Below are 22,058 nucleotides of genomic sequence, written 5' to 3' on the forward strand. Positions count from 1 at the left end.
GTGGGGGAACTTGCCCGACCAGATTCACACGGCCCCTCACCCTCCGCATGTCGATCAGTCACGGACCGTGTTCCGGTGCTGCTCATCGGCGTTGCCACCCGCCCCGACCAACCCCGTGCGCACGCCCGTGAGCCGGTCGCCGAAGCGCCGCATCTCCCGCTGCCCCACGGTCCCGATGACCGCGGGCAGGCAGCCGCGCACGCCCTGCATCCCGCGCAGCCACCACTGCCCGTACACATGGCTCGCCCGCCGCTCGACGCCGGCCACCAGCCGGTCCACCGCGGGCCCCAGCGGGTAGGTCTTGTTCGACGGCCACGGCAGCCGCTGCCGCAACTCCCGCATCACGTCGTCCTGGTCGGCCCCGCGCACCATGTCGGTGTCGGTCCACGACAGGTACCCGACGCCCACCTTCACGCCCCGGTGGCCGACTTCGGCCCGCAGCGCGTGCGCGTACGCCTCCACACCGGACTTGGAGGCGCAGTACGCCGTCATCATCGGCGCGGGGGTGATCGCGGCGAGCGAGGCTATCTGCAGCAGGTAGCCGCGGCTCTCGGCGAGCAGCGGCAGGAACGCCCGCGCGGTGACCGCCGATCCGATCAGGTTCACCTCGATCACCCGCCGCCAGGACTCCGGGTCGGAGCCGGCGAACGGACCACCCGTCGCCACACCGGCGTTGGCGACCACGATGTCGACCCGGCCGAACCGCTCCCGGACCTCCTCGGCGACCTTGGCCATCGCCTCGTGGTCGGTGACGTCCGCGTACCAGTGGTCGCTGTCGCTGTGCAGCCGCGCGGAGACGGCCTTGAGCGCGTCCGGCTCCAGCCCGACCAGCGCCACCTTCACCCCGCGCGCGGAGAGCTTGCGCGCCAGCAACTCCCCGACTCCGCGCGCCGCTCCGGTGACGACGGCGACCTTTCCTTCGAGACTCACCCTGCTCATGCGCTCTCCTCGACGGCGGGTACGGCGGGTATGCGGGCGGCGGCCAGGGACCGGATCCTCCCGGTGACCAGGTCGGGCGCCTCGACGGGCGTCATGTGGCCGACGCCGGGCAGTTCGGTGACGCCGAGGCAGTTCGGCAGCGCGGCGGCGATCGACCGGGCGTGCACGGGCGGGGTGAGCCGGTCCGCGCCGCCGACGACGATCTCGACCGGTACCCGCAACTCGGCGAGTCCGTGGTCGAGATCGAGCCCGTCGAGCACGCGCGACCAGGCGTGGCGCACCGCGCGCGGGCAGGAGTGCACGATACGGGCGCACGCCTCGACCATGTCCGGGGCGGAGGCGGGGCCCATCGTCGCGTACCTGAGGATCCGGCGGGCGAGCGGCGTGATCGGTCCGAGCGGGGCCCGGGAGCCGAGGACGCGGCCGGTCAGCCGGCTCCGCAGCCGTCCCGGCCGCAGCGGCAGCACCGTCGACTCGGCGACCAGCCGCGAACTGCCCGTGCTGCACAGCAGGACGGCGGCCACGTGCGCGCGGAACGCGGGTCTGCCGGCGGCGGCCATCACCGTCATCCCGCCCATGGAGTGCCCGGCGACCACGGCCTGTTCGCCCGGCGCGAGGGTGGCGGTGAGGACGGCCTCGAGGTCGTCGGCGAGCGCGTCGGTGCTGCACGCCGGGCTCGCGGGGGTACGTCCGTGGCCGCGCTGGTCGTAGGCGATGACCCGGTGTTCGGCGGCCAGTTCGCGGATCTGCGCGGCCCAGAAGGCGGTCGAGCAGGTCCAGCCGTGGGCGAGGACGACCGCGGGCGCCCGCTCGGGGCCGTGCACCTCGACGTGCAGCCGGGCGCCGTCGGCGGAGCGGGCGGACAGCTCACGGACGGCGGCGGGCGGGGCGTACGGACCGGAGGTGACGTGGGCGAGGCGGCTCACGCGGCCACCTCGGCGTTCTCCCGGTCGTCCTCCGCCGCGGCCGGGGCGCCGCGGAGCACGGCGTACTCGGCGAGGTCGACCCGCCGGGTCTCGCGCCGGAACTCGCTCGTCGTACCGGGCCAGATGGTGGTGTTGCGCCCGCTCTCGTCGAGGTACCAGCTGGTGCAGCCGCCGGTGTTCCACACGGTGCGCTTCATCCGCTCCTGCACCCGGTGGTTCCAGGCGCGTACGGCGCCGGGGCGGGCGTCGAGGGCGACCCGGCCGCCGAGGACGTCCAACTGCCGCACGTAGTCGGCGAGATAGTTCAGCTGGGACTCGATCATCAGGATCATGGAGGAGTTCCCGAGGCCGGTGTTGGGCCCGATGATCGTCATCCAGTTGGGGAACCCGGCGGCCGTGGCGCCGCGCAGTGCCTGCATCCCGCCGGCCCAGCTCTCGGCGAGGGTCTTCCCCTCGGCGCCGACGACCCGCTCGGCGATGGGCATGTCGGTGACGTGGAACCCGGTCCCGAACACGATCGCGTCGACCTCGGCCTCGGTCCCGTCGGCCCCGACGACGGTGGACCCGCGGATCTCGCTCAAACCGCTCGCGACGACATCGACATTGGGCTGCGCGAGCGCCGGGTAGTACGTGCTCGACAGCAGGATCCGCTTGCAGCCGACGCGGTAGTCGGGGGTGAGCCTGGCGCGCAGGGCCGGGTCCTTGATCGCGCGGCCCATGTTGCGCTTGGCCAGCTGCTCGACGAAGCCGAGCTCGCCGGGGTGCTTGGTGAACGCCTGGACCTGCAACTCCCTGATGCCCCAGAGCAGTCCGCGGCGCAGCTTGGTGGTGACGGGCAGCGCCCGGTGCAGGGCGCGCTCGGCGCCGCTGATGGGCCGGTCGACGCGGGGCAGGACCCAGGCGGGGGTGCGCTGGAAGAGGGTCAGCCGTGACACCAGGGGCTGGATCGACGGCACGATCTGGATCGCGGACGCCCCGGTGCCGACCATGGCGACCCGCTTGCCGCGCAGGTCGTAGTCGTGGTCCCAGCGGGCGGAGTGGAACACCTTGCCGGGGAAGGTGTCGAGGCCGGGGACGTCCGGCAGCCTGGGCTCGGACAGCGGCCCGGTGGCCGACACGACCACGTCCGCGCTGAGACTCCCGCTGCTGGTCTCGATCTCCCAGCGCAGCCGCTCGCCGTCCCACACCATCCGCTTCACCTCCGAGTCGAAGCGGATGTGGGGCCGCAGCCCGAAGGCGTCGGTGACGTGCTCCAGGTAGGCGCGGATGTGCCGCTGCCCGGAGAAGGAGCGGGGCCAGTCCGGATTGGGCGCGAAGGAGAACGAGTACAGGTGGGACGGCACGTCGCACGCGCACCCGGGATAGTTGTTGTCGCGCCAGGTGCCGCCGACGCTGCTCGCCCGCTCCAGGACGACGAAGTCGGTGACGCCCTCGCGCCGCAGCCGCACGGCGGCCCCGAGTCCGCCGAATCCCGACCCGATCACCGCCACTCGTACGTGTTCGTGCCCTTGTTCGTGCTCGTGCCCGGCCATCCCGAAGCCTCCACGCATCGCCCAGAACTCCGCCAGTGAACACTGGCGCAATGGGGAGAGTAGAACAGCCCCGTACTGATGGGTAGGGGGCGGACAAGGAAAGTTACCGCCGGTACGCCCTAGGCTGCTCACGTGGCAGAGGACAACGCAGACCCCGGTGAGCGGCGCGAGTACCGCATGGACGAGCTGGCCCGGCTGGCCGGCATCACGGTGCGCACCCTGCGCTTCTACCGCGAACGCAAGCTGATCCCGCCACCGCGCCGCGAGGGCCGCATCGCCTGGTACGACGACCAGCACCTGGCCCGCCTGCGCACGATCACGGCGCTGCTGGAACGCGGCCACACCCTGAACGGCATAGCGGAGCTCGCCGAGGCCTTCGACCACGGCCGGGACGTCGGCGACCTCCTCGGCATGGACACCCCCACCGAGGAGACCCCGGTCCGCCTCACCCCCGAGGAACTCGCCGACCACTTCTCCGGGGAGGTCACCCCGGAGAACCTGGCCGCCGCACTGGACCTCGGCTATCTCGGCGTCGACGGCGAGGAGATCGTCCACATCAGCCGCCGCCTGCTCGACGTGTCGTCGGCCCTGGTCCGCGAGGGCATCCCGCTCGCGGAGGTGCTCCGCGCCGGCGCGGAGGTCCGCACCCACGCCGACACCCTGGCCGACCTCTTCGCCACCCTGATCCTCCGCCACGCCCCGGAGGATTCCCTCCACCGCCTGCGCCCGCTGGCCCGCAGCGTGGTGGACGCGGAGCTGTCCCTGGCGCTGGACCGGCGCCTGAACAAACGGGACTAGGGGTTCCTCACCCACCCGAGGCCGGCCGGCGGCCCGTCCCGCCGCACGTCCGCCGGCAGCCGCGGCGGCTCCGTGTCCCCCGTGAGGTCACGCCGGGGGCCGTCGAGCGCGTCGTCGTCCCACCCGGCCTCCTCGCGCGGCTTCCGCCACGCGGCCGGCCCGGGCGCCCGCCTCAGCCGGCCGGCTGCTCGAAGACGACCGTCACGGGCGCGTGGTCCGACCACCGCTCGGCGTGCGTGGCGGCCCGCTCGACACGGGCCTCCACCGCCCGCGCCGCCAGCCCCGGGGTCGCCACGGCGAGGTCGATCCGCCACCCCGTGTCGTTGTCGAAGGCCCGCCCCCTGTAGGACCACCAGGAGTACGGCCCGTCCACGTCCGGATGCAGCGCCCGCACGACGTCGACGTACCCGCCGTCGTCCGCGGCGAAGACCCGGGAGAGCCACTCCCGCTCCTCCGGCAGGAATCCGGAACTCTTGGTGTTCCCCCGCCAGTTCTTGAGGTCGGCCTTCTCATGGGCGATGTTCCAGTCCCCGCAGACCACGACCTCCCGCCCGTCGGCGGCGGCCCGCTCCCGCAGCCCCTTCAGGTAGGTGAGGAACTGGTCCATGAACCGGACCTTCTCCTCCTGCCGCTCGGTCCCGACCTCCCCGGACGGCAGGTACAGCGAGGCTACGGTCACCCCGGGCAGATCGGCTTCCACGTACCGCCCGCTGTCGTCGAACTCGTCCGACCCGAACCCGATCCGGACCCGCTCCGGCTCACGCCGGGTGTACAGGGAGACCCCCGCACGCCCCTTGGCGGCGGCGGGAGCGTGCACGACGTGCCACCCCTCGGGCTCCCGCACCTGCTCCGGCAGCTGCTTCGCCTCCGCCCGCACCTCCTGCAGACACAGCACATCGGCGGAGGTCCCGGCCAGCCACTCCACGAAGCCCTTCTTGGCGGCGGCCCGCAGTCCATTGACGTTGACGGAGGTCACAGTGAACATCAGGGCACGATACGACACTCCACGTCCGGGCGTGTTTTACGGTATTCGGCATGGAAATCCGCCCGGTCCCCTACGACCACCCCGACGCCGTCAAGCTGGACGCCGAAGTCCAGGCCGAGTACGACATCCGCTACGGCGACGGCGGCGACGCCACCCCCATGGATCCGGCGGACTTCCGGCCCCCGAACGGCGTCTACCTGATCGCGTACGACGAGTCCGGCGTCCCCGTGGCCTCCGGCGGCTGGCGCGCGCAGGACGCCAACGACGAGGGCAACCGGGACGGCGACGCCGAGCTGAAGCGCATGTACGTGATCGAGCAGATGCGCGGCCGGGGCCTGGCCCGCCGCATCCTGGCCGCCCTGGAGGAGAGCGCCCGCGCCGCCGGCCGCGTCCGCATGGTCCTGGAGACCGGCACCAAGCAGCCGGAGGCCATCGCCCTGTACGCCTCCAGCGGCTACGAGCCCTGCGAGAAGTTCGGCTACTACCGCTTCCACGAGGACAGCCGCTGCTACGCCAAGGCGCTGTAGCGGCCGGCCCGGTCAGCCCGGGCCGAGCAGGAAGTACGCCGTGTCACGGGACGTGCCGTAGGGCCAGCCGACCTCCACGGTGACCGGGGTCCCCCACCCGCTCGGCTCGACGCGGACCGGGACGCCGCGCGTCTCGTCCACGCCGAGGGGCCGGGCGAGAGCGGAGTCGCACTCCTCCCGGTTCAGCCATGTCAGGTCGTGGCCGACGGCGTCGTCCGAGGGCTCGCCCGCCCGGACCTCGAGCGTCTCGCACGCGCCGCCGAACGGCACCTCCTCGTCGGCGCCGTTCTCATAGGTGACCGTCAAGCCGTACGCGCCGTCGGGCTCCCGTCGCGGAGGGCCGACCGTGACCTTCAGACCGTCCTCGTACCGGGCGGTCGCACCGGGGCCGAGCGGATCCCGCCTGTCGCCCAAGGCCCCGCTCTGCTCCAGCTGCCCGGCCCCGTCCAGGCCCTTCTCGAACTCGTCCAGTGCCCAGGCTCCCCAGGCGAGCAGGCCGAGAAGGAGGAGCAGCACGATCGCGCAGCCGACGAAGCAACCCGTTTCCCTCGCGGCCGGGGGGCCGGCGGGGACCGAATCCGTATCCATGCGGGCCACGGTAGAAAACGGCCCCCCGCCCGGTCATGAGCGCACCTACTCATCCGGCGACCCGGTGGCGCCGACGGGCACCCGAGTACCCGACGCAGCGACGGACCGCCGCCCGAGCACCGTCGGTCCGTTCCGCCCCCGCTCGCTTAAGCCGCCCTTAAACGCTCATTAAGCGATCGGCCAGAGTCCTTATGGCGTCAAGTAACCGCAGATCAGCGCTGTTTGAAGCGCAAACCGGGCAGTTGGTTGCGCTGTCAACCGTCCGTAGCATCGGGGCTCCCCCACGGAACTTCCCCACAGACGAGGTGTGTTCACCCATGGCCGCTCATCGCGCACGCCGGTGGTCGCTCGGCGGGTTCGTCCTGCTGGTCTCCACCGCGGTCGTCGCCGCCTTCGCCTTCCTCACCACAGGACCGTCCGCCGACCGGGCCGACGCCGCCACCACCGCACTGACCTGGTCCGACGAGTTCAACGGCCCGGCCGGCAGCGCACCGGACCCCGGCAAGTGGACGCTGGAGAGCGGCGGCAGCGGCAACGGGAACCACGAACTGCAGTACTACCGCGACAGCAGGGACAACGCCGCCCTCGACGGCGACGGCAACCTCGTCATCACCGCCCGCAAGAACACCGACACCGGGCTCCGGTGCTGGTACGGCCCCTGCCAGTACACCTCCGCCCGCCTCAACACCGCCAGGACCTTCACCCAGGCCTACGGTCACTTCGAGGCGCGCGTCAAGGTGCCCCGCGGTCAGGGCATGTGGCCCGCGTTCTGGATGCTCGGCGACGACCTGGGCACGGCGGGGTGGCCCAGCAGCGGCGAGATCGACATCATGGAGAACGTCGGCTACGAGCCCGGTGTCGTCCACGGCACCGTCCACGGCCCCGGTTACTCCGGTGGCGGCGGTATCGGCGCCTCGTACACGCTCCCGGGCGGCGCGGCCTTCGCCGACGGCTTCCACGTCTTCGCGGTCGACTGGAGCCCCGAGAAGATCACCTGGTCCGTCGACGGCGCCACCTACCAGACCCGCACCCCGGCCGACCTGGGCGGCAAGAAGTGGGTCTACGACCACCCGTTCTTCCTCATCCTCAACCTCGCCGTCGGCGGCGACTGGCCCGGCAGCCCGAATGCCGGCACCGCGTTCCCGCAGACGATGACCATCGACTACGTACGCGTCTCCGCCTCCGGCGGTTCCTCCGGGAACGGCGGCGCCACCCGGACCGGCGCCGTCAAGGGCATCGGCGGCATGTGCGTCGACGTCGCCGGCGCCTCCACCGCGGACCGGACCCCCATCCAGCTGCACGACTGCACCGGTGTCGACGCGCAGAAGTGGACGCTGGGCGGCGACGGCACCGTACGCGCCCTCGGCAAGTGCCTCGACGTCCGCGGCGCCTCCACCACGGACGGGACGCCCGTGCAGCTCTACACCTGCAACGGCACCAAGGCCCAGCAGTGGGCGTACACCTCCGCCCGCGACCTGACCAACATCGGTGCGGACAAGTGCCTGGACACCAAGGGCGGCTCCTCCGCCGACGGCACGCCCCTGCAGATCCGGACGTGCACCGGCGCCGCCCACCAGAAGTGGACGCTCGCCTGACCTCACGGTCCACCGACACCACGCCCCCGGCCCGATCCCGAGCCGGGGCGTTCGGCATCCGGCCGGCCGACGCGCTCGGGCGCCGGTCGCGGTGGTGGGGCGTCAGCAGGGCCCGGAGCTACCGCCGCACCACATGTCGAAGCCCCGGTCGGTGATACCGACCGGGGCTTCGAGCTGCGTGGACCTGAGGGGATTTGAACCCCTGGCCCCCTCGATGCGAACGAGGTGCGCTACCGGACTGCGCCACAGGCCCTTGCAACGAGTGAAACTTTAGCATCCCGATCGGGGTGCTCGGAAATCCATGGGACCGGCCCTACTCGTTGGCGGCCTTCGGGCGCTCCCCGTCCTCGTACTGGTCGAAGAGGGGGGTGCGGCCGCGTTCGCGGGAGCGGCGGGCCGAGGCGGCCCGGCGGGCGTCGCTGCGGTCGTCGGCGGGGGCCGCCGGGTCCGGATCCGCTTCGTCGGACGAGTCCCGCGCCTCGTCCGCCGGTACGGCGCTGGAGCGGGCCGAACTCCAGGTGTCCGGGGCGCCGAGGTCCACCTCGCCGGAGGCGCGGGGGGCGACCGGGGCGGTGACGTACGTGGGGAGCGGTACCGGGACCGGGTCCCAGCTGTCGCCGCCCTGGCCGGGCCGCCGCTGCCGCTCGCGCTGCTGGTCGACCCACTCGGCGTGGTCGGTCTGCTCGACGAGCGCGCGCCGGTCGGCGGCGAGCGCGGTCAGGCCCGGGTCGGGGTCGACTCCCGCTTCCGGTCCTTCCGGTTCGTCGGGGTCGGCGTCCTCGATGGAGGGGCGGCGGCGCGGCTGGCGCTCGCGCAGCCGCTGCGCCGCGACCTCGGCCTGGCGGCGGTCCATCTGGTAGGCGAAGCGGCGGCGCTCCTGGGAGCGGAGGTAGGCGATGTACGCGCTCAGCAGTATGGCCGGCACGCCGGGTGCCCAGAGGAAGGCCAGTCCGCCGACCGCCGCGACGATCGCGCCGAGCGTGAAGGCGATGAACAGCATCGTGGTGGTGCGCCGGCGGCGGGCGAGGGCCTTCGAGCGCTGGGCGCGCGCGGCGGCGGTCTGCGCCGCTCGGGCCCGCTGGGCGTCCGGTCCGCGGCGGGCGGCCGGAACGCGTCCCCGCGCGGCGGCCGGTTCGGGCTCCCGCCCTTCCGCGCGCTCGCGCGAGGGCCGGCCGGGTGCCGGCTCCGGCCGCTCCGCGGGGGGTGACGGTACGGGCGCCTGGGTCTGCGGACGGGTCTGGGACACGGCGAAGGCCCGGACGTCCACCGTGTCGGTGACCGCGTCCGGGTCGTGGACGCTCCGCTCCCCCTCGTCGGCGGAGCGCGCCTGCAGGTCCTTGGCGTACCGGCGCTCCATGCCCGCCCGTCCGGACAGCAATCGGATGGCGGTGCTGAAGCGTTCCGTCGGACGGGCCTCGTTCAGCTCGTCCTGCCTACGGAGCCACATCGGCACCAAGTAGGCGGCCCAGGCCCCGACGATGACTGCGTAGATGAGGCCGCTGCTGCTCACGTCTCACACGGTAGAGGGGTTTGCACGGGGCCATCCGCCAATTGGACCGGTGTGTCGCACGATCTGGCTGATATTTCGAACTTTTCTTGTGATCGATGCGATCAGGGACCCACCCGAACCGGGAATTCCGCACCCGAAGACGGTCGCCTTCTGCTTAAATTCGAACGTTTATTCAATTTCCGGGGCCGTGCGGGATTCCCGGGTTGCGCCGCTCGTGGCCGGACCGCCCCCCGGAGCGTGCCCGGCGCCACCGGGCGAGCAAACCGTCGGGGACCTCTTCCGCCGTGAGCGCGAAGACGAGATGGTCGCGCCAGGCCCCGTCGATGTGCAGATATCGCGGACGCAGGCCCTCCTCGCGGAATCCCAGTTTTTCCACGACCCTGCGGCTCGGCCCGTTCTCGGGGCGAATGCAGACCTCGATGCGGTGCAGTCCGACCGTGCGGAAACAGTGGTCCACGACCATCGCCACGGCCGTCGGCACCACTCCGCGGCCGGCCACCGCCTCGTCCACCCAGTAGCCGACGTGGCCCGAGCACATCGAGCCCCAGGTGATCCCGGCGACCGTCAACTGGCCGACGAGACGGCCCCGGTACTCGATGACGAACGGCAGCATCCGGCCCGCGTTCGCCTCGGAGCGCAGGTGGCGGACCATCTGACGGTACGTCGGGCGGTGGATGACCGGTCCGCTGGGCGTGGGCGGCGGGATCGTCGCCTCCCAGGGCCGCAGCCAGTCGCGGTTGCGCCGGTTGACCTCGCGCCAGGCCTTCTGGTCGCGCAGCCTTATCGGCCGGAGGACGATGTCGCCGTCCACCAGCTCGGCCGGCCAGTGCGGGGTGTTCAGCTCGCACCCCCGCCCGTGGCGTCCGGCCTCGGGTGGTCCCCGCCGCGCAGCTGGTCCACGGCGTGCCTCAGCAGCGGCTCCAGGACGGCGAGACCGTCCTTCACCCCGCCGCCGGACCCCGGCAGGTTGACGATCAGCGTGGAGCCCGCGACTCCCGCGAGGCCCCGGGAGAGGGCGGCCGTGGGCACCTTGTCGCGGCCGTACGCGCGGATGGCCTCCGCGATGCCGGGGACCTCGTGGTCGATGACCCGGCGGGTCGCCTCGGGGGTGCGGTCGGTGGGTGAGACGCCGGTGCCGCCGGTGGTCACGACGACGTCGTACCCGGCGTCGACGCCCGCGCGCAGGGCGGCCTCCACGGGATCGCCGTCGGGGACCACCTGAGGGCCGTCGACCGCGAACCCGAAGCGCCGCAGCCCTTCCGCGACCAGCGGGCCGCCCTTGTCCTCGTAGACGCCGGCGGCGGCCCGGTTGGACGCGGTGACGACGAGCGCGCGGTACGGCGCGAGCAGCGCGCCGCCGATCGAAGCGTCGGGAGTCATGCCCGGCTCCAGTCGCCCGACGCGCCGCCCGTCTTCTCCTCGACCCGCACGTCCGTGATGACCGCCTCCTTGTCGACCGCCTTGACCATGTCGATCACGGTGAGCGCGGCGACGGAGACCGCGGTGAGCGCCTCCATCTCGACGCCCGTGCGGTCCGTCGTCCGCACCGTCGCCGCGATCTCCACGGCGTCGTCCGCGACCGACAGGTCCAGTGTCACACCGGAGACCGACAGCGGGTGGCAGAGCGGGATCAGATCGGGGGTGCGTTTGGCGCCCATGATGCCCGCGATGCGCGCGGTGGCCAGCGCGTCGCCCTTGGGGACGCCCTCGCCGCGCAGCAGCTCGACCACGCGCGGTGAGACGAGGACGCGTCCGGTGGCCCGCGCGGTGCGCGCGGTGACGTCCTTGCCGGACACGTCGACCATGCGGGCGGCGCCCGCCGCGTCGATGTGGGTCAGACGGGACTGCTCGGTGGGTCCGGCGGGTTCGGAGGGTCCGGGGGTCTCCCCCCGGGAAGGCACGGTCATGATCGTGTGGCGCTCCCGGTCCTGGCCCGTCGCGGTGCGGCGCACGGGCCTGCTGTGCGCGACACGGTACCGCCAACCGGTCGCGCTCAGCCGAGCAGGACCACCTCGACCTCGGTGCCGGGCGCGACGGACTCGGCCTCCTCGGGGACGACGATCAGCGCGTTCGCCTGTGCGAGGGCCGCCACCAGGTGGGAACCGGCGCCCCCCACGGGCGTCACCGTGCCGTCGGCGTACCGGCCGCGCAGGAACTGGCGGCGGCCCCCGGGCGAGGTCAGCGCCCGGTCCGCGGTGAGCTTCGCGCGGGTTCTCGGCCGGTGGACGTCCGTCAGGCCCATCAGGGTGCGGATGGCGGGACGGACGAACAGCTCGAAGGAGACGTAACTGGAGACCGGGTTGCCGGGCAGGGCGAGGAGCGGGGTGTGGTCGGGGCCGATGGAGCCGAAGCCCTGGGGCTTGCCCGGCTGCATGGCGAGCCTGCGGAACTCGACGCCGCTGCCGGGCTCGTCCTCGTCCCCGGCGTACGACAGCGCCTCCTTGACGACGTCGTACGCCCCGACGCTCACGCCGCCGGTGGTGACCATCAGGTCGGCGCGCACCAGCTGGTCCTCGATGGTGTCCCGCAGGGTCGCGGCGTCGTCGGCGACGGCGCCCACCCGGTAGGCGATCGCGCCCGCGTCCCGCGCGGCGGCGGTGAGGGCGAAGCTGTTGGAGTCGTAGATCTGCCCCGGGCCCAGTTCCCCGTCGGGCTGGACGAGTTCGCTGCCGGTGGAGAGCACCACCACGCGCGGGCGCGGGCGCACGCGCACCGTGCCGCGGCCGATCGCGGCGAGCAGGGAGATCTGCGGCGGGCCGAGGACGGTGCCGGCCGCCAGGGCCCGGTCGCCGGCCCTGACGTCGCTGCCCTCGGCGCGCACGTGCGCGCGTGCCCCGGCCGGGCGGTACACGTTCACCTGCCCGGTGGCGCCCTCGGGGGCGAGGCTGCGGGCGCGCATCCCGGTGACCGGGCCCTCGCCGAGGCCGCCGTCGGTCCACTCGACGGGGACGACGGTCTCGGCGCCGGGCGGGAGCGGGGCGCCGGTCATGATGCGGGCGGCCTGGCCGGGGCCGACGTGGAGGAGGCCGGCCGCGCCCGCGGCGACGTCCCCGACGACCTCGAGGGCCGCCGGGTACCGCTCGCTCGCGCCCGCGACGTCCGCGACCCGCACCGCGTACCCGTCCATGGAGCTGTTGTCGAACGGAGGCAGGGAGACCGGCACCGTGACGTCCTCGACCAGGACGCAGCCCTGGGCGTCGAGGAGGTGCAGCTCGATGGGTTCGAGGGGCCGGACGGTCGCGAGGATGTCGTCCAGGTGCTCGTCCACCGACCAGAGGCGGTCCGGACCTGCGGTGCGGGGCGCGACGGTGCTCAACGTTGCTGCATCTCCTCGGTGACGTATCGCTGGAGCCAGGTCCGGAAGTCCGGGCCCAGGTCCTCACGTTCGCACGCGAGTCGGACAATGGCACGCAGGTAGTCGCCGCGGTCGCCGGTGTCATAGCGGCGGCCCTCGAAGACGACGCCGTGCACCGGGCCGCCCACCTTCTCGTCGGCGGCGAGCTGCTGGAGGGCGTCGGTGAGCTGGATCTCGCCGCCGCGGCCGGGCTCGGTCGTGCGCAGGATGCCGAAGACGGCCGGGTCGAGGACGTAGCGGCCGATGATGGCGTAGTTCGAGGGCGCGTCCTCGGCGGCGGGCTTCTCGACCAGACCGCCGACCTTGACGACGTCGCCGTCCGCGGTGGCCTCCACGGCGGCGGAGCCGTAGAGGTGGATCTGCTCGGGGGCCACCTCCATGAGCGCGACGACGCTGCCGCCGTGCTGCTGCTGGACCTCGATCATGCGCTGGAGCAGGAGGTCGCGCGGGTCGATCAGGTCGTCGCCGAGGAGGACGGCGAAGGGCTCGTCGCCGACGTGCGGGGCGGCGCACAGCACGGCGTGGCCGAGGCCCTTGGGGTCGCCCTGGCGGACGTAGTGCATGGTGGCGAGGTCGCTGGACTCCTGGACCTTGGCGAGGCGGTCGGCGTCGCCCTTCTTCTGGAGGGCGGATTCCAGTTCGTAATTACGGTCGAAATGGTCCTCCAGGGGGCGCTTGTTGCGGCCCGTCACCATGAGGACGTCGTCGAGACCGGCGGAGACGGCCTCTTCGACCACGTACTGGATCGCCGGCTTGTCGACGACCGGCAGCATCTCCTTGGGAGTGGCCTTGGTGGCCGGCAGGAACCGGGTGCCGAGGCCGGCTGCGGGGATGACAGCCTTGCTGATCCGAGGGTGTGACTGAGACATGTCCGCCACCATATCGGGCCCCTTTGCAGCGAATCTGAGGCTCCGGTTAATTACCGATCATATGAGCATATTGGAACGGTACGGGAACAGACATGAGACACGAAGAGGGCCCGAACGAGCATGACAAACGGATATGGCGTCGGGATCTCCTCGCGGTGAGGAACGGGTTGACGGGAGACGACGTGCGGGAATCCGCGGTCGCCCTGGCCCGGCAGGCGCTCGGACTGCCCGAACTGGCGCACGCGCGCACGGTGGCGGCGTACGTCTCCGTGGGGAGTGAACCCGGCACACTCGCGCTGCTCGACGCGCTGCGCGCGCGGGGCGCACGCGTCCTGCTGCCCGCGCTGCTGCCCGACAACGACCTGGACTGGGGGGCGTACGAGGGCGAGGAATCACTCGTGCGCGTGCGGCACGGCGCGAAGATGGCGCTCCTCGAGCCCGCGGGGCCGCGCCTCGGACCGGACGCCGTCACGGAGGCGGACGTCGTGCTGCTGCCGGGCCTGGCCGTCGACGCGCGCGGGATGCGCCTGGGCCGCGGCGGCGGCTCCTACGACCGGGTCCTCGCCCGGCTGGACCGCACGGGCGCGCGCCCGGCGCTGGTGGTGCTGCTGTACGACGCGGAGGTCGTCCCGCGCGTCCCCGTCGAGCCCCACGACCGGCCGGTGCACGCGGTGGTGACGCCGTCCGGGGTGCGCCGGTTCGGCTGAGCCCCCGCACACGCGGAAGCGGCCTCCGCGTGCACGCGGAGGCCGCTTCCGACGGCGGGGACCGGGGTCAGGGCTTCAGCAGCAGGGTGTCGCCGGTGCTGTCCGCGACCGCCTTCTCCGAGTACGACCACTCCAGCAGTTCGCCCTCGGCCCACTTGTCCGTCTGGTCGACGTAGTGGGAGCTGTAGGCGTGCCCGGAGGCGCCGGTGAGGTTGATCCACCGGGACTTGTCGAGGTCGCCGAGGTTGACCACCATCCGCATGGACGGCACCCACACGACGCCGTAGCCGCCGGCGGCGTTCCAGCCGGTCGCGTTGACGGTGGCCTCGCCGCCGCCGAGCTTCCACGGGCCGCGGTTGAGCATGTACTGCAGGAAGCCCGGGCCCTCGGTGCCGAGGGTCTGGTTCTTCAGGAACAGGCGGTGCAGCCGGCCCCAGCTCCAGCTGTCGATGTCCTTGCCGAGCTTGGCGGTCAGCTCCCAGCGGGCGTCGATCAGGGCGCGCTTGAACAGCTCGTCACGGTTGTCCGCGGCGGGGCGGGTGCCCGACTTGGGGGTCTTCCACCAGTCGCTGTCCTCCTTGTCCATCAGCTTGCGGACCACCTCGAACCAGCGGTCGCCGCCGTCGGGCTGCGCCTGGTCGGCGTCGCGCTGACCGCACTCGCGGACCTTGCCCGCCTCGTCGGCGGGCCCGGTGGTGTTGACCGGCTCGACCCACAGGCACTGGCCCTTGACCCGCAGCTCCTTGGGCAGCTTGTGGCCGAAGGCGAGCTTGAGGATGTTGCGCCAGACGGAGTTGAAGTAGGCGGCGGCCGCCGAGTCGGCGTCCTGGGTGTAGTCCCAGCCCTCCAGCAGCTTCTGCGCCTCGCGGACGTCCGCGTCCTCGGTGTCGATCTTGAGCAGGTGCGGCACCAGCAGCTTGGCGATGGTGCTGGAGTTGTCGAGCTGCATCTGCCGCATGTCGTCGGTGGAGATCTTGCCGTCGTCCTTGATCTTCGACTTGATCAGTTCGGTGATCCGCTGGCTGCGGGCGCCGTAACCCCAGTCGGTGGTCAGCGTGTACGGGTAGTCCTCGCCGACGACGGCCTGGTTGGCGGTGACGATGTAGCCGCGCTCCGGGTTGTACTCGTAGGGCAGCGCGTCCTGGTCGATCCAGCCGGCCCACTCGTAGTCGGGGTCCCAGCCGGGGGCGGGGAGGGAACCGTCGTGGTTCTCCGCGCGGGTGGGGATCTTCCCGGGCAGCGTGTAGCCGATGCTGCCCTCGGTGTCCGCGTAGACGAGGTTCTGCGAGGGCACCTCGAACAGGGCGGCCGCCTCGCGGAAGTCGTCCCAGTCCTTCGCGCGGTTGATCGCGAAGACGGAGTCCATGGTGCGGCCGGCGTCCAGCGCGGTCCAGCGCAGCGCGACGCCGTAGCCGTCGCCCCGGTCGGGGGCGGCGCTGTCGACGGCGGCCTTCTTGCCGGTCTTCACCAGGTCGTCGGAACGGTCGGAGAGCAGGGGGCCGTTGTTGGTCTCCCGCACGACGATCTTCCGCGCCCTGCCGCCGGCGACCTCGATGGTCTCCTCACGGGTCTTGAACGGCACCACCTTGCCGTCGTACTGGTAGCCGTCGCCGGTGATCTTCTCCAGGTAGAGGTCGGTGACGTCGACGCCGGAGTTGGTCAGGCCCCAGGCGATGTCCTGGTTGTGGCCGATTATCACGCCCGGCATGCCCGCGAAGGTGTAGCCGGTGACGTCGTACCGGCACTCGGCGGAGACGTCGCGGCAGTGCAGGCCCATCTGGTACCAGACGGACGGCAGCGAGGCCGACAGGTGCGGGTCGTTGGCGAGCAGCGGCTTGCCGGTGATGGTGTGCTTCCCGGAGACGACCCAGGAGTTGGAGCCGATGCCGTCGCCGTTGACGCCGACGGCGGTGGGGAGGTCCTCCAGGACCCGCTGGAGGCCGGTCAGCTGGCTCTCCAGGGCGGAACCACCGGTCCCGGTGCCCGTGCCCGTCCCGGTGCCCGTGCCGGTCCCGGTGCCCGTCCCGGTGCCGGTGCCCGTACCCGTCTCAGTGCCCGTGCCGGTCCCGGTACCCGTCCCGGTGCCCGTACCCGTACCCGTGCCGGTGCCGGCGCCCGCCCCCGTGCCGTCCGCGTTCCCGCCCTGCCCGTACGCCCCGGTGAGCTGGTCGTACCGGCCCTCCTGGACCACCGGCTTGTTCCGGCTGTACGGGTACGCCGGGTACAGGTCGGCGATCTGCTTCGGGCCGAGGCGGCTGGTCATCAGCGCGCGGTCGATCTCGTCCTGCATGTTGCCGCGCAGGTCCCAGGCCATCGCCTTCAGCCAGGCCACGGAGTCGACCGGGGTCCACTTCCCGGGCCTGTAGTCGTTCTCGAAGCCGAGGGCCGCGTACTCCAGGGAGATCTCCTGCCCGTCCTTGCCCTCCAGATAGGCGTTGACGCCCTTGGCGTACGCCTGGAGGTACTTCTTCGTGGCGGGGGAGAGCTTCTTCTCGTACTCCTCCTTCGCGACCCGGTCCCAGCCCAGGGTGCGCAGGAACTCGTCGTTGTCGACCTGGCCCTCGCCGAACATCTCCGACAGGCGCCCGGCGGTCATGTGCCGGCGGACGTCCATCTCGTAGAACCGGTCCTGCGCCTGGACGTAGCCCTGCGCCATGAACAGGTCCTCGTCGGAGGAGGCGTAGATCTGCGGGATGCCGTAGCCGTCCCGTTTGACGTCGACGGTCCCCGTCAGGCCCTTGAGCGTGATCGAGCCCTCGGTCTGCGGGAAGGAGGCGCGCACGGTGCTGACGGACCAGTACCCCCCGTAGGCGACACCGCCGATCAGGGCCAGCACCAGGACGAGCACGATGAGCCGGCCCTTGCGCCCTTTCTTCCTGCCGGACTTGCCGGGCTGCTGACCCGTGGAGGCGGTGGTGTCGGTGGGCATCGCTGTCCTTGCTGTCCTAACGCGAGCGGCAGGTCGGGCTGTGCTTTTAACTGAGCGCTGGAGCAACGATAGGCGCAGGGGCCCACGGCACTTGACGCGGAGTACGGAACCAGCCCGGACGGACGTTCGATCTTGCCGTCAAGAGCGTCAAGAACGCGTCAAGAGTTAGGTAAGGTAACGAAGTAGTTTGCCGCGGAAGCGGCGGATCGCATGCGATGTACGTGAGCTCAGGCGCGGTGCGCCTGAGTCAGGGAAGGGAACGGCCGCTGACTGTCCACCACCTCAACCAGCTCCTGCTCGTCTGCTCGATCGTCCTGCTCGTCGCCGTCGCAGCGGTCCGGATCTCCTCGCGCAGCGGGCTCCCCAGCCTGCTCGTCTACCTGGGCATCGGCATCGCCCTGGGCCAGGACGGCCTCGGCGACATCCACTTCGACAACGCCGAGCTGACCCAGGTCATCGGATACGCGGCCCTGGTCGTGATCCTGGCCGAGGGCGGTCTGGGCACGAAGTGGACGGAGGTGAGACCGATCCTGCCCGCCGCCGCCGCGCTCGCGCTGGCCGGCGTCGCGGTGAGCGTCGGCGTCACGGCGTCGGCCGCGCACTTCCTGGTCGGGCTGGAGTGGCGGCAGGCACTGATCATCGGCGCGGTGGTGTCGTCGACCGACGCGGCGGCCGTCTTCTCGGTGCTGCGGAAAATACCGCTCCCCGCGCGGGTGACGGGCGCGCTGGAGGCGGAGTCCGGCTTCAACGACGCCCCCGTCGTCATCCTGGTCGTCGCCTTCTCCTCGGCCGGACCCGTCGAGCACTGGTACGTCCTGGTCGGCGAGATACTGCTGGAGCTGGCCATCGGCGCCGCCATCGGGGTCGCGGTGGGCTGGCTGGGCGCCTGGGGGCTGCGGCACGTGGCGCTGCCCGCCTCCGGCCTCTACCCGATCGCCGTCATGGCCATCGCGATCGCCGCCTACGCGGCCGGCGCCATGGCCCACGGCAGCGGCTTCCTCGCCGTCTACCTCGCCTCGATGGTGCTGGGCAACGCCAAACTGCCGCACTGGCCCGCCACCCGCGGCTTCGCCGAAGGGCTCGGCTGGATCGCCCAGATCGGCATGTTCGTCCTGCTCGGCCTGCTCGTCGCCCCGCACGAGCTGGGCGACCACATCGTGCCCGCGCTGGTCATCGGGCTGGCGCTCACCGTGGTGGCCCGTCCGCTGAGCGTCGTCGTCTGCCTGACGCCGTTCCGGGTGCCCTGGCAGGAGCAGACGCTGATGTCCTGGGCGGGACTGCGCGGCGCCGTGCCCATCATCCTGGCGACGATCCCGATGGTGCAGGGCGTCGCCGGGAGCGAGCGGGTCTTCAACATCGTCTTCGTCCTGGTCGTCGTCTACACCCTCGTCCAGGGGCCGACCCTGCCCTGGCTGGCCCGCAAGCTGCGCCTGGGCGCGGACTCCGCCGCCGACCTCGGCATCGAGTCGGCCCCCCTGGAGCGGCTGCGCGGACACCTGCTGTCGGTCGCCGTCCCGGCCGGGTCGAGGATGCACGGCGTGGAGGTCGCCGAGCTGCGGCTGCCGGCCGGGGCCGCCGTCACCCTCGTCGTGCGCGACGGCACGTCCTTCGTGCCGCTGCCGTCGACGGTGCTGCGCCGCGGGGACGAACTGCTCGTCGTCGCCACCGACCCGGTACGGGACGCCGCCGAACGGCGCCTGCGCGCGGTCGGCCGGGGCGGCAAGCTGGCCGGCTGGCTGGGTGCCGACGGACCGCGGACGGAACGCTGACGGCCCGCGGGCAAGGCACCGGCGACGTGCCCGGTCTCACAGCGGGCGGCAGGTGGTCCCTGTACGATGCGAGGGACCCCATATCGAACCAACTCTGCCTGACGCAGAGCTGGCGCGACCGTATGGCGGCCGGAGCGCCCTGAGCTGTGGCGCCGGCATCTACCGCAGTCAGCGCAAGAGGACAGCTCTCGGCGTGCCCGCGCACCGCGCGGGCCGCTACCAGGCGGCGGAAAGGCACGGGCCGTGGCATCCACGGTCACCACGTCGAAGGACCCGTCGGCCACCTCCCGACCGGGATACGGCCGGCTGCTGCGCACGCGCGGCGCGTGGACGTTCCTGCTCCCGGGCTTCGCGGCACGCCAGCCGTTCGCGATGCTCACCCTCTCCATCGTGCTGCTGGTGCAGCACACCACCGGCTCGTACGGCGCGGCCGGCGCCGTCGCGGCCGTCACCGGCGTCTCCATGGCGCTGTTCGCGCCCTACAGCGGCCGCCTCGCCGACCGCCACGGGCAGCGCGCCGTCCTCGTGCCCGGCGTCCTGGTGCACACGGTGGCCGGACTGGCCCTCACCGCACTGGCGCTGTCCCACGCGCCCCTGTGGGCTCTGTTCGCCGCCGCCGTGCCCACGGGCGCCTCGGTGCCGCAGGTCGGGCCCATGGTGCGGGCCCGCTGGGGCGTGCGGCTCAAGGGCTCCCCGCTGATGACCACCGCGGCGGCCTTCGAGTCCGTCACCGACGAGTTCACCTTCGTGGTCGGACCGCTGCTGGCCACGGCCCTGTGCACGGCCGTCGACCCGGCCGCGGGCCTGCTCACCGAGGCCGGGCTGACGCTGGTCGGCGGTCTGCTGTTCGCCGCGCAGAAGGGCACGCAGCCCGAGGCGGGCCGCGACGGGCACGCGCGCGTGGAGCACGTCTCCGCGCTGCGCGTCCCCGGTGTGCGCGTGCTGATCGTGACCTTCCTGGGCATCGGTTCCGTCTTCGGCGGCATGCAGGTCTCGCTGGCCGCGTTCACCGAGTCGATCGGCGAGCCCGGACTGAACGGCGTCCTCTACGGCGTCTTCGCCGCGGGCAACATGCTCTCCGGCATCGCCTGCGGCGCGATCGCCTGGAAGGCCGCCCCGCAGCGGCGCCTGGTGATCGGTTACACGGCGCTCGCACTGGCCGCGTCCGCCCTGTGGACCGCCCACTCGGCGCTGCTGCTGGCCGGCCTCGGCCTGCTGGTCGGCATGTGCATCGCGCCGGCCCTGATCACCGGCTACACGCTGGTGGAGAACCTGGTCCCGGCGGGCGCCCGCACCGAGGCCTTCACCTGGCTGACCGGTGCCGTCGCACTCGGCCAGGCGGCGGCCGTCACGATCGCCGGACAGCTGGAGGACCGCCTGTGGGGCGGCGCCGGCTTCCTGGTCCCGATGGCCGGTACGGCGGCGGCCCTCGTGACGCTGCTGGCGCTGCGGTCGCGGCTGGCCGTGGGCCCGCGCGGGCGCGCCGCCGCACGTGGCGTGGGTCACCGCGAGCCCGTCGCGGTGGACTGAACCGCGGGAATGCGTCACTATGGACCGTCGTTAGCACTCATCGAGTGAGAGTGCCAGGAGGAAGACAGTGCCGACCTACCAGTACCAGTGCACCGAGTGCGGCGAGGGCCTCGAGGCGGTGCAGAAGTTCACCGACGACGCGCTGACCGAGTGCCCCAATTGCCAGGGCCGCCTGAAGAAGGTGTTCTCGGCCGTGGGCATCGTCTTCAAGGGCTCCGGCTTCTACCGCAACGACAGCCGCGGCTCCTCGTCGAGCAGCGCGCCGGCGTCGTCGAAGTCGTCGAGCACCTCGTCGTCGACGTCTTCCTCCTCCTCGGACTCGGGTTCGGGCTCGTCGTCCGGCTCCTCCGGCTCCTCCGGCTCGAGCAGCACCGCCGGCACCACCGCCGCGTAAGGCCGCTTCCTTACGGGACCCCGTCGTCGTCCGACGACGGGGTCCTCGGCGTTTCCGGGTGCGGTTAGGGTGCGGGGCATGGCGAACAAGGCGAACGCCGGGATCGGCGTGATCGGCGGCTCCGGTTTCTACTCCTTCCTCGACGACGTGACCGAGGTCCAGGTGGACACCCCGTACGGGGCGCCCAGCGACTCCCTCTTCCTCGGCGAGGTGGCCGGCCGTCGGGTCGCCTTCCTGCCCCGGCACGGACGCGGCCACCATCTGCCGCCGCACCGCATCAACTACCGGGCCAACCTGTGGGCGCTGAGGTCGGTCGGCGTGCGCCAGGTCCTCGGCCCGTGCGCGGTCGGCGGCCTGCGGCCCGAGTACGGGCCGGGCACGCTGCTGGTGCCGGACCAGCTCGTGGACCGTACGAAGTCCCGGGCGGGCACCTACTTCGACGGGCTGCCGCTGCCCGACGGCACGGTGCCGAACGTGGTCCACGTGTCGCTGGCCGACCCCTACTGCCCCACCGGTCGAGCCGCCGCGCTGAAGGCGGCACGGGGCCGGGACTGGGAGGCGGTGGACGGCGGCACGCTGGTCGTGGTCGAAGGGCCGCGCTTCTCCACCCGCGCCGAGTCGCTGTGGCACCGGGCGCAGGGCTGGTCGGTGGTGGGCATGACCGGCCACCCCGAGGCGGCGCTCGCCCGTGAGCTGGAGCTCTGCTACACCTCCCTGACCCTGGTCACCGACCTGGACGCCGGCGCCGAGACCGGTGAGGGCGTCTCCCACGAGGAGGTGCTGCGGGTGTTCTCCGCCAACGTGGACCGGCTGCGGGGCGTGCTCTTCGACGCGGTGGCCGCGCTGCCGACGACGGAGGGGCGGGACTGTCCGTGCACGTCGGCGCTGGGCGGGATGAACCCGGGGTTCGCGCTGCCGTAACCGCTCGCGGGGCGGAACGTCCCGTTCGGGCGGGGGAGTTCTCCACAGGGCCGTGGTACGTCCACAGGGCCCGGCGGGGCGCGGCGCCAGGCCTCATCGTGGGAGTCGCAAACCGGTCCCTCGTCGCAGGTGGTGGTCCCCGTGTCCCGTCCTCCTTCCTCGCTCCGCCTCCCCTCCCCCACCG

The 22,058-nt window shown here is 72.4% G+C and carries 20 protein-coding genes and 1 tRNA gene; 8 read left to right on the forward strand and 13 right to left on the reverse strand.

The genetic code is table 11. The features are described 5' to 3' along the window. Positions 1-54: 54 nt before the first annotated feature. From ADK41_RS21370 to ADK41_RS21380, 3 genes are read right to left on the reverse strand one after another with little or no spacing between them, the layout of a single operon-like run. Positions 55-939, reverse strand: a complete 885-nt coding sequence (locus tag ADK41_RS21370; RefSeq protein ID WP_030821857.1) for an SDR family oxidoreductase — start codon at positions 937-939, stop codon at positions 55-57. Continuing rightward, on the reverse strand, positions 936-1,865 hold the full coding sequence (locus ADK41_RS21375; protein WP_030821860.1) for an alpha/beta fold hydrolase: 930 nt from the start codon (positions 1,863-1,865) through the stop codon (positions 936-938). The genes ADK41_RS21370 and ADK41_RS21375 overlap by 4 nt, the downstream gene beginning before the upstream one ends. After that, positions 1,862-3,397 carry a flavin-containing monooxygenase gene (locus ADK41_RS21380; RefSeq protein ID WP_030821863.1) on the reverse strand — a complete coding sequence of 512 codons (1,536 nt, stop codon included), beginning with the start codon at positions 3,395-3,397 and terminating at the stop codon, positions 1,862-1,864. Before ADK41_RS21380 ends, ADK41_RS21375 begins: the two co-directional genes overlap by 4 nt. Positions 3,398-3,574: 177 nt before the next feature. Between ADK41_RS21380 and ADK41_RS21385 the strand changes: the two genes are divergently transcribed. Next, positions 3,575-4,195, forward strand: coding sequence for a MerR family transcriptional regulator (locus tag ADK41_RS21385; protein ID WP_030821866.1), 621 nt, complete (start codon positions 3,575-3,577; stop codon positions 4,193-4,195). Between the two features lie 172 nt (positions 4,196-4,367). Here the strand turns inward: ADK41_RS21385 and ADK41_RS21390 are convergent, their stop codons facing one another. Further along, positions 4,368-5,180 (reverse strand): exodeoxyribonuclease III, encoded by an 813-nt coding sequence (locus ADK41_RS21390; RefSeq protein ID WP_030821868.1) that lies wholly within the window; start codon positions 5,178-5,180, stop codon positions 4,368-4,370. A 50-nt stretch (positions 5,181-5,230) separates the two neighbouring features. On the opposite strand from ADK41_RS21390, the gene ADK41_RS21395 reads away from it, so the two are divergent. Beyond that, complete coding sequence (locus tag ADK41_RS21395) at positions 5,231-5,707, forward strand: GNAT family N-acetyltransferase (protein WP_030821871.1); 477 nt, start codon at positions 5,231-5,233, stop codon at positions 5,705-5,707. A 12-nt stretch (positions 5,708-5,719) separates the two neighbouring features. Here ADK41_RS21395 and ADK41_RS21400 read toward each other — a convergent pair whose 3' ends face one another. After that, positions 5,720-6,295, reverse strand: a complete 576-nt coding sequence (locus ADK41_RS21400) for a hypothetical protein (protein ID WP_037803663.1) — start codon at positions 6,293-6,295, stop codon at positions 5,720-5,722. 317 nt (positions 6,296-6,612) lie between these two features. On the opposite strand from ADK41_RS21400, the gene ADK41_RS21405 reads away from it, so the two are divergent. Beyond that, a complete protein-coding gene (locus ADK41_RS21405) occupies positions 6,613-7,890 on the forward strand; it encodes a glycoside hydrolase family 16 protein (protein ID WP_030821877.1) in 1,278 nt (425 codons plus the stop codon). A 179-nt stretch (positions 7,891-8,069) separates the two neighbouring features. Here the strand turns inward: ADK41_RS21405 and ADK41_RS21410 are convergent. The 7 genes from ADK41_RS21410 to galU form a co-directional block, all read right to left on the reverse strand. Further along, a tRNA-Ala gene (locus ADK41_RS21410) sits at positions 8,070-8,143 on the reverse strand. A gap of 60 nt (positions 8,144-8,203) precedes the next feature. Further along, the gene (gene sepX, locus ADK41_RS21415) at positions 8,204-9,400 is read right to left on the reverse strand and encodes a divisome protein SepX/GlpR (RefSeq protein ID WP_030821880.1); all 1,197 of its coding nucleotides are present in this window, start codon (positions 9,398-9,400) and stop codon (positions 8,204-8,206) included. Between the two features lie 172 nt (positions 9,401-9,572). Then, the gene (locus ADK41_RS21420) at positions 9,573-10,211 is read right to left on the reverse strand and encodes a GNAT family N-acetyltransferase (protein WP_037803665.1); all 639 of its coding nucleotides are present in this window, start codon (positions 10,209-10,211) and stop codon (positions 9,573-9,575) included. Positions 10,212-10,237: 26 nt separating this feature from the next. After that, positions 10,238-10,780, reverse strand: coding sequence for a MogA/MoaB family molybdenum cofactor biosynthesis protein (locus tag ADK41_RS21425; protein ID WP_030821885.1), 543 nt, complete (start codon positions 10,778-10,780; stop codon positions 10,238-10,240). Then, positions 10,777-11,307: a cyclic pyranopterin monophosphate synthase MoaC gene (gene moaC / locus ADK41_RS21430; protein WP_030821887.1), complete on the reverse strand. Its 531-nt coding sequence runs from the start codon at positions 11,305-11,307 to the stop codon at positions 10,777-10,779. Before moaC ends, ADK41_RS21425 begins: the two co-directional genes overlap by 4 nt. 86 nt (positions 11,308-11,393) lie before the next feature. Continuing rightward, positions 11,394-12,716 (reverse strand): molybdotransferase-like divisome protein Glp, encoded by a 1,323-nt coding sequence (gene glp / locus ADK41_RS21435; RefSeq protein ID WP_030821890.1) that lies wholly within the window; start codon positions 12,714-12,716, stop codon positions 11,394-11,396. Then, a complete protein-coding gene (gene galU / locus ADK41_RS21440; protein WP_030821893.1) occupies positions 12,713-13,624 on the reverse strand; it encodes a UTP--glucose-1-phosphate uridylyltransferase GalU in 912 nt (303 codons plus the stop codon). The genes glp and galU overlap by 4 nt, the downstream gene beginning before the upstream one ends. A 92-nt stretch (positions 13,625-13,716) precedes the next feature. On the opposite strand from galU, the gene ADK41_RS21445 reads away from it, so the two are divergent. After that, positions 13,717-14,331: a 5-formyltetrahydrofolate cyclo-ligase gene (locus tag ADK41_RS21445; RefSeq protein ID WP_078661844.1), complete on the forward strand. Its 615-nt coding sequence runs from the start codon at positions 13,717-13,719 to the stop codon at positions 14,329-14,331. Positions 14,332-14,398: 67 nt separating this feature from the next. Here the strand turns inward: ADK41_RS21445 and ADK41_RS21450 are convergent, their stop codons facing one another. Beyond that, positions 14,399-17,260 (reverse strand): penicillin acylase family protein, encoded by a 2,862-nt coding sequence (locus tag ADK41_RS21450; RefSeq protein WP_030821897.1) that lies wholly within the window; start codon positions 17,258-17,260, stop codon positions 14,399-14,401. 215 nt (positions 17,261-17,475) lie between these two features. Between ADK41_RS21450 and ADK41_RS21455 the strand changes: the two genes are divergently transcribed. The 4 genes from ADK41_RS21455 (at position 17,476) to ADK41_RS21465 (ending at position 21,874) form a co-directional block, all read left to right on the forward strand. Beyond that, complete coding sequence (locus ADK41_RS21455) at positions 17,476-19,029, forward strand: potassium/proton antiporter (RefSeq protein ID WP_030821907.1); 1,554 nt, start codon at positions 17,476-17,478, stop codon at positions 19,027-19,029. A 243-nt stretch (positions 19,030-19,272) separates the two neighbouring features. Next, entirely contained in the window at positions 19,273-20,559 is a 1,287-nt protein-coding gene (locus ADK41_RS21460; RefSeq protein WP_030821911.1) for an MFS transporter, read from the forward strand. 67 nt (positions 20,560-20,626) lie between these two features. Beyond that, positions 20,627-20,953, forward strand: a complete 327-nt coding sequence (locus ADK41_RS39615) for an FmdB family zinc ribbon protein (protein WP_078661845.1) — start codon at positions 20,627-20,629, stop codon at positions 20,951-20,953. A 78-nt stretch (positions 20,954-21,031) separates the two neighbouring features. Further along, positions 21,032-21,874, forward strand: coding sequence for an S-methyl-5'-thioadenosine phosphorylase (locus ADK41_RS21465; protein ID WP_030821914.1), 843 nt, complete (start codon positions 21,032-21,034; stop codon positions 21,872-21,874). The last annotated feature ends 184 nt before the right edge of the window (positions 21,875-22,058 follow it).

Origin of the sequence: Streptomyces caelestis, from assembly GCF_001279005.1 — a bacterium.
GTDB lineage: Bacteria > Actinomycetota > Actinomycetes > Streptomycetales > Streptomycetaceae > Streptomyces > Streptomyces heliomycini.

What these genes read in the sequence shown, in the direction of transcription:
- ADK41_RS21370 (WP_030821857.1), bottom strand. Translation starts at nt 939, where the DNA reads ATGAGCAGGGTGAGTCTCGAAGGAAAGGTCGCCGTCGTCACCGGAGCG.
- ADK41_RS21380 (WP_030821863.1), bottom strand. Translation starts at nt 3,397, where the DNA reads ATGGCCGGGCACGAGCACGAACAAGGGCACGAACACGTACGAGTGGCG.
- ADK41_RS21385 (WP_030821866.1), top strand. Translation starts at nt 3,575, where the DNA reads ATGGACGAGCTGGCCCGGCTGGCCGGCATCACGGTGCGCACCCTGCGC.
- ADK41_RS21390 (WP_030821868.1), bottom strand. Translation starts at nt 5,180, where the DNA reads ATGTTCACTGTGACCTCCGTCAACGTCAATGGACTGCGGGCCGCCGCC.
- ADK41_RS21395 (WP_030821871.1), top strand. Translation starts at nt 5,231, where the DNA reads ATGGAAATCCGCCCGGTCCCCTACGACCACCCCGACGCCGTCAAGCTG.
- ADK41_RS21400 (WP_037803663.1), bottom strand. Translation starts at nt 6,295, where the DNA reads ATGGATACGGATTCGGTCCCCGCCGGCCCCCCGGCCGCGAGGGAAACG.
- ADK41_RS21405 (WP_030821877.1), top strand. Translation starts at nt 6,613, where the DNA reads ATGGCCGCTCATCGCGCACGCCGGTGGTCGCTCGGCGGGTTCGTCCTG.
- ADK41_RS21425 (WP_030821885.1), bottom strand. Translation starts at nt 10,780, where the DNA reads ATGACTCCCGACGCTTCGATCGGCGGCGCGCTGCTCGCGCCGTACCGC.
- moaC (WP_030821887.1), bottom strand. Translation starts at nt 11,307, where the DNA reads ATGACCGTGCCTTCCCGGGGGGAGACCCCCGGACCCTCCGAACCCGCC.
- galU (WP_030821893.1), bottom strand. Translation starts at nt 13,624, where the DNA reads ATGTCTCAGTCACACCCTCGGATCAGCAAGGCTGTCATCCCCGCAGCC.
- ADK41_RS21445 (WP_078661844.1), top strand. Translation starts at nt 13,717, where the DNA reads ATGAGACACGAAGAGGGCCCGAACGAGCATGACAAACGGATATGGCGT.
- ADK41_RS21450 (WP_030821897.1), bottom strand. Translation starts at nt 17,260, where the DNA reads ATGCCCACCGACACCACCGCCTCCACGGGTCAGCAGCCCGGCAAGTCC.
- ADK41_RS21455 (WP_030821907.1), top strand. Translation starts at nt 17,476, where the DNA reads ATGTACGTGAGCTCAGGCGCGGTGCGCCTGAGTCAGGGAAGGGAACGG.
- ADK41_RS21465 (WP_030821914.1), top strand. Translation starts at nt 21,032, where the DNA reads ATGGCGAACAAGGCGAACGCCGGGATCGGCGTGATCGGCGGCTCCGGT.